The organism is Parabacteroides sp. AF17-3 (genome assembly GCF_003635445.1).
GTDB lineage: Bacteria > Bacteroidota > Bacteroidia > Bacteroidales > Tannerellaceae > Parabacteroides > Parabacteroides goldsteinii.
Map to the genome: position 1 here is coordinate 82,845 of NZ_QTMM01000019.1, position 13,151 is coordinate 95,995.

11 protein-coding genes are annotated in these 13,151 nt (G+C 37.3%); 8 read left to right on the top strand and 3 right to left on the bottom strand.

All coding sequences use genetic code 11. The features are described 5' to 3' along the window. The first annotated feature begins 6 nt into the window (after positions 1–6). The 4 genes from DWW91_RS22730 (at position 7) to DWW91_RS22745 (ending at position 3,874) form a co-directional block, all read left to right on the top strand. A complete protein-coding gene (locus DWW91_RS22730) occupies positions 7–621 on the top strand; it encodes a DapH/DapD/GlmU-related protein (RefSeq protein WP_122328987.1) in 615 nt (204 codons plus the stop codon). After that, positions 581–1,498, top strand: coding sequence for a glycosyltransferase family 2 protein (locus tag DWW91_RS22735; RefSeq protein WP_229102543.1), 918 nt, complete (start codon positions 581–583; stop codon positions 1,496–1,498). Before DWW91_RS22730 ends, DWW91_RS22735 begins: the two co-directional genes overlap by 41 nt. After that, the gene (locus DWW91_RS22740; RefSeq protein WP_233584557.1) at positions 1,473–2,513 is read left to right on the top strand and encodes an acyltransferase family protein; all 1,041 of its coding nucleotides are present in this window, start codon (positions 1,473–1,475) and stop codon (positions 2,511–2,513) included. The genes DWW91_RS22735 and DWW91_RS22740 overlap by 26 nt, the downstream gene beginning before the upstream one ends. A gap of 155 nt (positions 2,514–2,668) precedes the next feature. After that, the gene (locus DWW91_RS22745) at positions 2,669–3,874 is read left to right on the top strand and encodes a right-handed parallel beta-helix repeat-containing protein (protein WP_158599474.1); all 1,206 of its coding nucleotides are present in this window, start codon (positions 2,669–2,671) and stop codon (positions 3,872–3,874) included. Position 3,875: 1 nt separating this feature from the next. On the opposite strand, the gene DWW91_RS22750 is transcribed toward DWW91_RS22745, so the two are convergent. From DWW91_RS22750 to DWW91_RS22760, 3 genes are read right to left on the bottom strand one after another with little or no spacing between them, the layout of a single operon-like run. After that, positions 3,876–5,315: a lipopolysaccharide biosynthesis protein gene (locus DWW91_RS22750; protein ID WP_122328990.1), complete on the bottom strand. Its 1,440-nt coding sequence runs from the start codon at positions 5,313–5,315 to the stop codon at positions 3,876–3,878. 18 nt (positions 5,316–5,333) lie between these two features. Beyond that, a complete protein-coding gene (locus DWW91_RS22755; protein WP_233584558.1) occupies positions 5,334–7,124 on the bottom strand; it encodes an asparagine synthetase B in 1,791 nt (596 codons plus the stop codon). Positions 7,125–7,128: 4 nt separating this feature from the next. Continuing rightward, positions 7,129–8,304, bottom strand: coding sequence for a glycosyltransferase family 2 protein (locus tag DWW91_RS22760; RefSeq protein WP_122328991.1), 1,176 nt, complete (start codon positions 8,302–8,304; stop codon positions 7,129–7,131). A gap of 351 nt (positions 8,305–8,655) precedes the next feature. Between DWW91_RS22760 and DWW91_RS22765 the strand changes: the two genes are divergently transcribed. From DWW91_RS22765 to DWW91_RS22780, 4 genes are all read left to right on the top strand, one after another. Continuing rightward, on the top strand, positions 8,656–9,831 hold the full coding sequence (locus DWW91_RS22765) for a glycosyltransferase family 2 protein (protein ID WP_122328992.1): 1,176 nt from the start codon (positions 8,656–8,658) through the stop codon (positions 9,829–9,831). Then, positions 9,824–10,711, top strand: coding sequence for a glycosyltransferase family 2 protein (locus DWW91_RS22770; RefSeq protein ID WP_010802889.1), 888 nt, complete (start codon positions 9,824–9,826; stop codon positions 10,709–10,711). Before DWW91_RS22765 ends, DWW91_RS22770 begins: the two co-directional genes overlap by 8 nt. A 14-nt stretch (positions 10,712–10,725) precedes the next feature. Continuing rightward, a complete protein-coding gene (locus DWW91_RS22775; protein WP_122328993.1) occupies positions 10,726–11,913 on the top strand; it encodes a glycosyltransferase family 2 protein in 1,188 nt (395 codons plus the stop codon). Positions 11,914–12,020: 107 nt separating this feature from the next. Then, on the top strand, positions 12,021–13,139 hold the full coding sequence (locus tag DWW91_RS22780) for a hybrid sensor histidine kinase/response regulator (RefSeq protein WP_010802887.1): 1,119 nt from the start codon (positions 12,021–12,023) through the stop codon (positions 13,137–13,139). Positions 13,140–13,151 lie beyond the last annotated feature (12 nt).

The following is a 13,151-nucleotide window of genomic DNA, read 5'->3' on the forward strand; positions in this document are numbered from 1 at the left end:
AAATTTATGTTAGATAATCATCCCCAATTAAAATCGATCATTATAACCCTCATATCTCCGAAAAGAAACCCGCGCCCACGATTATGGATCAAATGGTTTGTTAATCCATTCGTTCACAAGCGAGGAAAAGGATCTGTTATACGAAGTCGCAGAAGTCGCATCGATGTATTCCCATGGAGGCGTTTTGATGTAGGAGCATATACTACTATAGAAGATTTTACAACGATCAATAACGGTGCAGGTGATGTAATACTGAAAGACGGAGTCAGAATCGGTATTGGTTCGGTTGTTCTGGGCCCTGTTACAATTAAATCCGGAGCAGGCCTAGGTCAACATGTTTTTATTTCCGGCTTTAATCATGGATATAAGGATGCCACACAAAACTCAAAATACCAGGCTTTAGACAAACGCGCTGTTGTAATAGAAGAAGATTCACATATCGGTGCAAACTCAGTTGTTCTGGCAGGAGTACACATAGGTAAAAGATGCCAGATTGGAGCAGGCAGTGTTGTAACAAAAGATATTCCTGATTATTCCATAGCCGTAGGTAATCCGGCAAAAGTGATAAAGCGATATGATTTTGAAAAAAAAGAATGGGTTTCAATCTCTAAGAATAAATAATATGGTTTCACTTATCACTATAAATTACAATGGATACAAAGATACATGCGAGTTGGTAAACAGCCTCCGTCAATTCGAAGACTATCCCTATGAGATTATTATCGTGGACAATGCCTCTCCTAACGGTGATGGTCCTTTGCTCAAGGCATCATTGTCTGGTGTAACAGTTATATGCAGCGACAAAAATCTAGGATTTTCAGGAGGAAATAATCTAGGATATAAATATGCAAAAGGAGAGCATATCCTATTTATAAATAACGACATGATAATTACCGGTCCTTTTCTAAAAACATTGGTTAATCGGTTACAAACCAATGAACATATCGGGCTTGTCTCTCCTAAAATAAAATACGAACACCATCCCGATATAATTCAATATGCCGGATACACTGCCATCAATTCAATACGTATCAGCAATCATCTTATTGGGGTTAACCAAAAAGACAGGGGACAATATGACCAGGCAACTCCTACCGCTTATGCTCATGGAGCCTGCATGCTTACTTCAAGAGCGATTATAGAAAAGGCAGGAATGATGACGAACATATACTTCCTTTTTTATGAGGAAATAGACTGGAGCATACAGTTAAAACGAGCCGGATATGAGATATGGTATGAACCGGAAGCCTATGTATTACACAAAGAAAGTATGACTATTAAACGGGGAACTCCACAACGTTTATATTATCTTACCCGTAGCCGAATCTTATTTACACGACGAAATTCGACTTTCTTCATAAAAATAGCAGCGATATTATACCAACTGTTCATTGTCATCCCTAAAAATATATTACTATACTCTGTTCATGGACAAAAAGACATGCTGAGATCTTTTATAAAGGGAAGTTATCATGGATTTAGAAATAAAATCGAATAAAATGAATAAACAAAAAGTCGCTCATATTGAAAGCCTACGCGGCATAGCGATTTTATTGGTCGTTATAGGACATGTTATCGGTTCAACCCCTGCGGGAGGAATGAAAATAGATTATCCTTCGTTCTGGAGATATTTATATATATGGATTGACTATATACAATTGCCCTTATTTACTGGAATAGCCGGTTGGGCATACGCCATCAAGCCTGCCATAAACAGTGAATTCAAAACATTCGTTTATAAAAAAGCCATTAGGTTACTCATTCCAATGGCTACGGTCGGAACATTATATTTCATCACTCAATACTTAACTCCCGGCACAAATATGAAAGGGAATTTATCCGATATTTGGAAAATCTATATTTTCCCATATACAATTTATTGGTACCTTCCTTCTCTTTTCCTCATTTTTATAATCATGTATATCATAGATAAATTCAAATTGTGCCAGTCAGTTAAAACATGGTTATTTCTGTTTGTAATCACATGGGGAATAAGCCTGATCATAAAAGCATTACCTTCAGACATTCCGAATCTCTTCAGTTATAAAGGAGCATTAGGTCAGTTACCTTATTTTATTACCGGAGTCGGTATACAAAGGTTCACCGGGCAACTGTATAAAAAGAAAGCAATTTATATTTATTTTATTCTCACATGTATAGGGCTTACTTTACTTCAATATAAATGGTTCTACGTATTAAACTTTGGAGTAGATATTTCTTTTTGGTATAAAGCATTATTACCTCTATGGACAGCTTCGACCCTTATGCTTTTGCTTCACATAAATCGCAGTAACCAATTCTTCACCTGGCTGGGAGGCTTTGCTTATACTATTTATCTGTTCCATGGCTTCGGCACATCCGGAGGAAGGATTATGGCAACTAAACTAGGCATAAATTCATCTTTGTTTATAGTCATAATGGCTACTATTATAGCATTATTCTTACCTCTTGTGATAGAAAAAATTGCTAACAAATGGAGAGCAACAAAAATTCTTTTTCTAGGTAAAAAGTAGCATACAAAGCAAATAATATAATTTACGTACGAATGAAAAAGTTAGTAGTCATTTTTACTATTATGTTTATTGTATCTTCATGTTCAAAAGACGCAATAATACATTCCGATACAGCTATACACATAATAACTTCTGATTCAAGCAGTCAAATAGACATGAAATCCGATCAGACAAGAGAGATTCTTCCAGGTAGTACTATTTACCTGGTAGGAGATTTTTTAAACGTTCGATTCACGGGTTTAAAAGGAAGTGCCGAACATCCTATTCGCATAACCAACTATCCGGGGAAAAAGCTTGTGATCGGGAATCCTGATTGGGCAGGAGGTGCCTATTCCAGTGCCATACAATTATCCGAATGCCAACATATAATACTAGGTGGAGAAGACAACGCAACAGATTTCTTGATCGATGGTTCCACAACAGAGGCCCGATCTTCCTATTTTGGAGTCAACCTCAGACCCTTCACTGATAATGTGGAGGTTAAAAATATAACAGTCAGAAACGGTGGTACCGGTATTGTTGCCAAAACGGACCCCGAGAAAGATGATCCGAAAACATGGTATCCTGCAACCGTACTCGAAAACTTATCCATCCATAATGTAAATATAACCAATGTTTCGACCGAAGCAATGTACATAGGGCATACGGCCGTATGGTGGGGATGGGACGAAACTGGAAAAGGATACAATGCCGGAGCGAAACCAGATAACCCGAGCCATACTTATGTAATGCCCGTTAAATGGAAAAATGTAAAAATATATCAGAACCATATATCCGGTCCGGAATATGATGGAATACAGGCATCTGCAATAGAAGGATTGGAAATATACGGTAATGAAGTGGCCGGTTTCGGAACCCGAGCTATATGGGGACAAAATGCGGGTATAATTGTCGGCGGACGTACTACTGATACGAATGTCCACGATAATTATGTACATGACGGCACAGGAGAAATTCTTCAATTTCATGGATCCGGAAAAAATAACTCAACTCACATCATACACAACAACCTCTTCGTAAATTCTCAATCCAATGGAATGGGGATATATGGCTTAATTGATGCTGCGACCATTCATATTACCAACAATACCATTGTAGGATGCCAACTTTTTGCAATCCAGGTAAACGGTAAATATTATGAAACCTTGGCTAAACTAAATAATAATGCTTTTGTCGAATGTTATCAAAAAGATCCGTCATCATTAAAATATATACGAATAATGAACAATGGGAAAGTAGAAGAATCGGATGATAAAGAGTTTGACTCAATAAAGAGTGCCCAAATAGACCCTCATAATCACTATCAACCCCTACCCGGCTCTCCCATCGAAAATGCAGGCTACAGACATACGTCTCAATAAGTTATTTATCTTTTGGTTTTCGGGATAGTATTTCTTTCAGGATTATAAACTCCTGAAAGCGGAAATAACGGGATAACACTAGAAAATAAAGGCTGCCGGATAACATTCCGATACCAAACTGTAACCAAACATTTTGGAAGATAAGAACGCTTCCATACATCACCGCTCCCATTGAAAAAGAGAGTAAGATAACCGGATACAATTCCTTAAACTGGATATACAGACTTATACCTATTAATTTGCGAGTATAATAGGTTATTATCACAATGTCAGCAAAAGAGTAGATGATTAATCCCGCACACATCACTTTTATACCGAATGGTATAGTCAGGAATAAGATAAGAAAAGCAACAGCCTTTTTTAGAATCTCCGCATATAAAAAGTAATCCGAACGCCCTTTGACGTTCAACATATTATGATTGATCTTCATTACCGGATCCCACATATAGGCAATACATAAGATTTGCAATAATGGTACAGCCGGCAACCATTTATCCGTCAGCAACAAACGCACCAAAGGTTCCGCCAATGCACAAAGACCTATCATCACAGGAAAAATAAAAAAACAAGCCATCCGCATATACTTCAAAAACATTCCATATAACTGTTCATGATCATCCTGCAACCGGCATTGGATCGGATAAATCGCACGTACTATCACATTGGTGAGATTCGTCGACGGAAATTGGGCAAGTGTAAAAGCACGATTATAAAATCCCAACTCTCCGGCAGAAAACTTTAAACCGATGATCATTGTATACAAATTAGTATAAATCGTATGTAATAATGAAGACAGCAGAAGTTTGGAACCAAACGAAAATAACTGCTTAAAAGATTTGACCGAAAAACGGAAAGAAGGCATCCAACCGGAAAAAAACCAGACAAAAAGAACACGAAGCAAATTATTCAAAAGAGATTGCCAGACAAGTGCCCAGGCTCCAAAACCTTTACAAGCCATGATAACCCCAACAACTCCACTGATCACAACAGCAGTCAATGACGCCATTGCCAATCTTTTAAAATCAAGTGCAATGGTTAGTTTAGCCTGTTGAACAATTCCAAATGAATTAATAATAAGGATTATACCAAATATCTTTGTAATGCTCTCCAGTTCTTCTTCATGATAAAAGCCAGCAATCGCAGGAGAAAAAAGATATAACAATAAATACAAAAAAACAGATATAACAATATTAAAGAAAAATACGGTACTATAATCAACATCCGCTTTATCTTTCTTCTGGATCAAGGCATTGGCAAAGCCACTATCAATGAATGTTTGGGCTATCGCCATGAATATACTCAGCATCGCTATTAAACCATAATCAGAGGGCAATAACAATCTGGCAATTATAAGACTTAGTAGAAATTGTATGCCTTGAACAGAAAAGCGCTCTACTGCACTCCAAAACACACTTTTGGTTGCTTGTTGTTTAATAGACATTTGTATATATGATCAATATTAATTATGATTTTGCTCAATAAATCTCTCCCACCATAAAGCCAACGTATACAAATTGAAATATTGAATAGCTTTACTTTGCTTATACCAGAACCAATTTCCGTTTTCATTGACGTCCTGGTCGTATTGCTTTATAAAACGATCTACTGCATCCCGTTTCAGAAAATCACGGGTTACAGACGAAGCCATTATGAAGTCCGCAATCCGTGCCCTTTGCTTATCATTTTTAAAGAAGAGTGGCATCGGTGCGAAGCCTCCCTGTTTCTTTTTTGATGTGATAACTTCCGGCAGCATTTGTTTATAATGATATTTCAATAAATATTTAGCCGTAGCATGTCCCTTCGCTATATCAATAACATTTCTCCCTTTACATTTATAATATACCGGCAATTGTTGCAGGAAATTATAAATATCTGAATCCATATAAGGAAAAGCCATCGAATTATCAAACATATCAGCCATCCTGGATGCTTTGAACAAAATCACCTGATTAATGATTTTTTCTACATCCGTTTTATAAGCATGCTGAAGATATAAATGTTCAAAACTCCGCAAATCGGATGTCATTCTTTCCCCGGAACGGATCAAAGAACGATCCTGTAACATCGTTTTCAAACGGAAATCCGGGAAACCGAACAAATCTCCTTTCAGAATACTCAGGATTTTATCCAGATGAAAACGGATCCTATATAAACTATTATTTTTATCAAATCCCGGTTGACTTAACAAGCGGTATATCAAACCGAATACAGGAGCAACCTTATATTTCGATATCAAATAATGTAATGCTATTTCACGCCCGGATGTTCCAAAATACTGATCGCTACCATCTCCACCCAAAATAACATCCGGCTTGTTATGTCCTATAAGCTTCATTACGGTATAATTGACCATCAATCCCCCTTCTACAAAAGGATCACCTAGAAAATCCACAATATCAGGTAGTGCTGTTATTTCACTTCCGTCAATTTCATATTCCGTATGGATCGTACCGAAGGTTTCTGACATACATCTGGCAAGTGGTAATTCAGTCCAGGTATCTCCCTTGAAACCAATAGAATAAGAATGAATATACCCTGAATATATTTTACGTAAAGCAACCAGATTACACCCGGAATCATAACCTCCACTTAATAAAATACCTATAGTCGAGTTTTTTCCAATTCTTTTTTTTATCGCTTCAATATGTAAAGTTCCATATTGCTCAGCTAATTCGTCCAAACTTTTATCATTTTGAACAGGAAGTATATAATCAGTCGGATATAGCTGTCTGGTTATAGATTGTCCATTCCGGTATACCAACATTTCTCCGGCACCCAGTTTGTTGACCCCTTTTAAGGAAGAAGAAGGAGTCGATATATATCCGATAGAAAGAAAATCTGCTAACGCCTGACAGTCCGGTTCAGTAATAAACCCATCTGTCTTTTGCAGTAAGGCCAAAGAAGATGCAAAAAAGAAATTATTATAATAAACCAGTTTATTTGTACCGTGATGATCACGAACGATTATTATCTGTTCAGAATCAAACACTACAAAAGTAAAAGAACCGTCTAAATAAGAAAAGCCACTATCCCCCGATCGTTCATACATTTCTGCAATTATAGCTGCATCAGACAGATTTTCCACATTCATCTCTGATTTTCTATTATACAAGACTCCCCAGAAATAGACTTTAGTCCTATCATTTACACATACAGATGATACTTGATCATAAGTAATCTGATCGCCTCTATTCCATGCTAACTTATCAGGAAAAGGCTTATCATTCTTAAACTTTCCAATAAACATCATTCTCTTATTTTTTATTATCTAGGCCATGAGAAGTATGAATAAATTTCTTATTAGCACCTTTCAGGCGAAAAAGATTACAGAACATCAATAAAAAAGAATACGGCAATTCAAACAAAGCAATAATCAATCGTTTATTAAGTAGCGAAGATGGAATAGCCAGCAATAAAGCCAAAATCAGAAAGAAAAACAATATCCACCATTTAATGGACAGCCCTCCGGCTATAAACGCTAAGCATAGAGAGATAACGAAAGTCATACCCAAAAGAAGTATCCGGGGAATACTCATCTGCTGAAAAACCTTATCACAGAAATCCCAGTTACCTTTTAATAAAGCGGCCGGTACATCTCCTATAAATCTTCCTAAATAATGAATTTGTGCGGAAAGCCATCGACGTCGTTGGTTTGAAAAGTTTGCATGGCTTTGAACCTTTTCATCTAAAACGTCAACATCCGAGAGGTAATAAATTCTTTTGCCCTCCTTTATCAGAGATAGTTCTAAAGCACGGTCAAAACCGCCAACAGCATCTATAGACAACATTATTTTTTTAAATAAAGTATAGTCAAAAGCCATGCCCGAGCCTATCAACGCAGCCGATAAACCGACATTAGCATGCCCTAATCTAAAGATACTATTATTAATCTCTTCGCTGACAGCATCCAGAATAGATAAGTTTGTGTTCAGGTTCTTGGCCATTCGATGTGCCTGAACAATCTGAACCTTGGGTTCTGAGAATGCATCATTGATTTTCTGCAAAAAGTCAGGATATATTATATTGTCTGCATCTAATACAATGGCAGTATCATAATCATCACCGAGTTGTTCCATTGCATAATTTAAGGCTTTAGCCTTTGTACTATTCTGAAAATAGACTTTTATCAACCTGATAGGTAACTTTGACAAAACTTCATTTGTTTCATCCTTCATTCGATCTGAAATAGCTACAACTTCATATTTATCAGCAGGATAATCCTGATTCATACAAGATTGTATGCACTCCATAATCACCAGATCCTCTTTATAGGCAGGTATTAATATTGCTATTCGCTTTATTTTATCCATATTCTTTTTGGGTAAGTTTCTCTGTTTATTACGGGAAAACAAACTAAAAAACAGCAAATAGATAATATTGATAGCAAAACATACAAATAAAATTTTCTCTCCCCAGTACAGTAATATCATATTTGATAATTTTACAAAAACATAAATGCTACAAAAATAATAAAAACACTACACCAAAAAGCAAAAAGTGCTTATTTTTCAACAAGAGTTTAAAATAAATTATTCTTCCAAGTTATTATTACAAAACTTTACTACATTTGCAAATATTAAAATTTACATTCTATATTATGGAATATTTTCACATTATACTTATATGCCTGTTTTGGTTCGGTATCTCTATAGTCTTCTATATCTATTTGGGATACATACAAGACGCCTTTTTCCTAAAAGTTTTTTGTATTAGACACAATAAAAACGCATTGAAAATCATAGCTTACTACTATTTATCTCTATTTTTGTAAAAAAAAGAAAATGAATCTTATTTTAAAAATAGATATTCTACTGTTTGTTATCACTGTACTATTCACAGGATACAATCTTTTTTTCACTTTGGCCTCTTTTGTCAAAAGAAAAAAAGGAAAGACAGACCATGTTAAAACACAAAGCATTGTAGTTATCTTTGCTGCCTATAAGGAAGACCGGGTAATAAAAGAATCTGTTGAAAGTTTTATGAAGCAAGATTATCCCCGGGATAAATTTCAGGTAGTAGTGGTCTCTGATCATATGGAGGAGGCAACCAATCTCGCTTTGGAGCAATTGCCAATAACTCTTTTTATTCCTGACTTTCAAGAAAGTATGAAGCATAAATCCATATCTTATGCATTAGATCACTTGGAAGGATTTGACCGGGTTATTATTATGGACGCCGACAACATTACCGACACAGACTTCCTGACCCGCATAAACCAAGCCACACAAACAGTTAAAGTATTGCAGGCCCACAGAACCCGGAAAAATGAAAACACATCCGTTGCCGTGTGGGATGGCATTTCAGAAGAGATAAATAATACTATATTCAGAAAAGGACGTGTGAACGTCGGACTATCATCAGCTTTGATCGGTTCCGGAATGGTTTTTGATTTTGAATGGCTGAAACAACATATGCATGAGTGCAAAACCTTTGCGGAAGACAAAGAACTGGAAGCTATCCTGGCCAGAGACAACATATTCGTAGATTACAGTGATGATATATATGTATATGATGAGAAGACCGCCAGACAAGACATTCTGATCAGACAACGATCAAGATGGTTCCATGCTCAGATTCTTGCATTTTCCCTGATAACAAAGGATTTTAATATAAGGAAGATAAATCTGTCATATATTGACAAGGTCATCCAATGGATCCCTTTCCCCAGACCAGTCCGTTTTTTGCTGATATTCCTGATGATACTCTTCTGGTCTGTCGTATCGTTTCCCGTTGCAATTAAATGGTATTGCCTGCTAATCATCAAAATAGGAACATATCTCTTAGCAATACCCCGGAATATGTACACCCAAGACTTTTTCGTCAGCATAACAAAACTACCATCAATGATGATAGCACTGTTACGCAGTTACACGGCTTCGATTTGCCGCGTAAAAAAGAAAGACATGAGTTTCAACAATACACCGCATCATATCACTAAAAAGAATAATCATGAATAAAAAAGTCTCCATAATCACTGTTAATTATAACGGGGTCACAGATACATGTGAAATGATTGAATCATTAAAACGGCATGAAAATTATCCTTACGAACTGATTGTTGTGGATAACGGTTCAGCCAGTCTGAATGATTACACTTTGTTAAAAGAAAAATATCCTGATGCAAAAGTAATACGAAACGATATAAACCTCGGATTTGCAGAAGGAAATAACATCGGCGTCAAACAGGCAACCGGTGATTACTTGTTTTTCCTGAATAACGATACGATCATTACCCGCCCTATTCTTGAGATACTGGTAAAACGGCTGGATAGTGATGAAAAAATAGGATGTGTCTCCCCTAAAACGACTTTCTGGCCGCAAAACAATAAACTGCAATATGCAGGAGCCACTCCAATGAGTTACATAACACTCCGTAACGAATTCATCGGCTACTCACAGGAAGACGACGGAAGGTTTGATGTCCCGCAGGAAACAGCCTTTGCCAATGGAGCAGCCATGATGATCCGGACGGCTGATATTCAAAAGTTCGGTTATATGAGCGAATACTATTTTTTGTATTATGAGGAACTGGATTGGTGTACCTTCATGCATAAAGCCGGATTTAGTATCTGGTATGAACCTCAGGCAGTCGTCGGACATAAAGAAAGTGCCAGTGTCGGTCTGCAAAGTCCGTTACAAGTATATTTTCATACCCGCAATCGCCTGATATTTGCCCAAAGAACATTGTCTGACCCATTTGAAAGGAAATGTTCCTATCTATATCAGCTTTTTGTTGCTTTACCTAAGCACTTTCTGATTTATTTATGCCAAGGAAAATTCAAGCTGATACTTCCTTTGCTTAAAGGAGGAATAGACGGAATCTCTTTTATCAGATAAATAAATATAAAACCATGCAAGAAGTATTTTACACTGTAATCGAATGGCTATTTTGGATCGGTATCTTTATAGTCTTCTATACCTATCTGGGATACGGTATATTATTATATGTATTAGTAAAAGTAAAAGAACTCTTCAAAAAACCCATAAGCATAGGATTGCCCGAGCCTCTTCCTGAAGTTACCCTCTTCATTGCGGCATACAATGAAGAAGATATCGTTGCTTCCAAGATGGAGAACAGTCATGCCCTCGCCTATCCGACCGATAAACTGAAAATCGTTTGGGTTACAGACGGGTCGAACGACCGTACGAATGAACTCCTGAAGCAATATCCGGAAGTAACCGTGCTTTTCCAACCGCAACGCAAAGGGAAAACAGCCGCCCTGAACCGAGGTATACAATATATAACAACGCCCTACGTCATCTTTACGGATGCAAATACCATGCTTAATAAAGAAGCCGTGCATGAAATTATCCGCCAATTCTCCAATCCGGAGGTCGGCTGCGTTGCCGGAGAAAAAAGAGTGGAAACAAACACTGCCCAGGGAGCTACGGCGGGAGAAGGCATTTACTGGAAATACGAATCAGTCCTGAAAGCATTAGACTACCGGTTGTATTCGGCAGTCGGAGCAGCAGGAGAGTTATTTGCCGTACGGACGGAGTTATTCGAACAAATGCCGTCAGACACCCTGCTTGACGACTTTATTCTTTCATTACGTATTGCGCAAAAAGGATATAAAATAGCCTATTGTAAAGAAGCCTACGCTACCGAAACCGCTTCCCTCAATATGAAAGAAGAAGAAAAACGCAAAATACGCATTGCTGCCGGAGGACTGCAATCGGTCTGGCGTCTGCGAAACCTGTTCAACATCTTCCGTTATGGTATGCTTAGTTTTCAATTTGTGAGCCATCGTGTCTTACGATGGACCATTACGCCGGTCATGTTATTTCTTTTAATACCATTAAATATAATATTAGCCTGTTATGGAGGGTTTACTTATATATTTTTACTACTTTTACAAGTTGCATTCTATATAATGGCTTATGCCGGTTATATGATGGAACAGAAAAATGTTCGAAACAAGTTGTTTTTTATCCCCTACTACTTCTCTTTCATGAATATAAATATGATAAGAGGTTTTTTCTATTTAGCTGGAAATAAAGGGAATGGAGCATGGGAGAAAGCAAAAAGAATTCAATAAAAAAAATAATTCTAAAATGTAACAAGGAAAACGCCTGTAAATTCAAACATTATTAATATTTTTGCGTACGCATAGTGATTGAATATCAAGAAAAGTTTAAATTTGATATGGATAATTTAGCAGCAGGATATACAGTATTGATCGTTGACGATGTACCAACCAACGTCATGTTAGTACAAGCTATATTAAAAAAAGAAGGCTACAGGCTATTAACCTGTGACAGCGGAGCCAAGGCTTTACGTCTGGCACATGACAAGCACCCTAATCTCATACTATTAGATATCATGATGCCGGAGATGGATGGATACGAAGTATTACAGCATCTTAAAAGTAATCCGGACACAAACGATATACCTGTTATTATCATGTCGGCCCTGAGTGATATGCAGAGTATAGTAAAAGGTTACCAGCTCGGAGCAACAGAATATGTGACGAAACCGTTCCAGAGAGAGGAATTGGTTAAGCGCGTAGCTCACCGTTTCGAGTTATTCAGCATTAAACGAATTAAGCAGGAACTGGAAAACACCATAGAATCCCGTGACACCCTTTATTCCGTTATCGCCCATGATCTGCGTTCGCCACTAGGTTCTCTGAAAATGATGAACAATGCGATCCTTATGATGGTAGATAAGGACCAGGTAAGTCCGGAAGTATTTGAAATGCTCCAGATGATGAACAAGACGTCGGAAGAAATCTTCCTGCTGTTGGATAATTTGCTTAAGTGGGCTAAAAACCGTCTGAAGAAACAAAACGTATATAAACAGGAAACTGATATAAACAGCCTGGTTTCAAGCACAGCAGAAATATATATCCCGATGGCAACTCAAAAAGGACTGACTATCCAATTACAGGACATGGACAAAGAATTATCCGGTTTTGTTGATATAGACATGATCAAAACAGTTGTCAGGAACCTTATTTCAAATGCTATTAAGTTCAGCTTTGAAGGCGGAACCATTACTATCGGTTCCAAGATAGAAGGAGACCATGTTGTTATCAGCGTCAAAGACTCCGGCAAGGGGATAAAGAAAGAAGACCAGGAAAAGCTGTTAAAACAGAATACTCACTTCACGTCCTACGGAACGAATAATGAAAAAGGTTCCGGATTAGGTTTGATGCTTTGCAAAGACTTTGTTGAACAGCATGACGGAAAGCTCTGGTTCGAGTCGGAAGAAGGTAAAGGTTCCACATTCTTCGCATCCCTGAAAGCGTTGAGTAAAGAATAAAAAGAAACTATA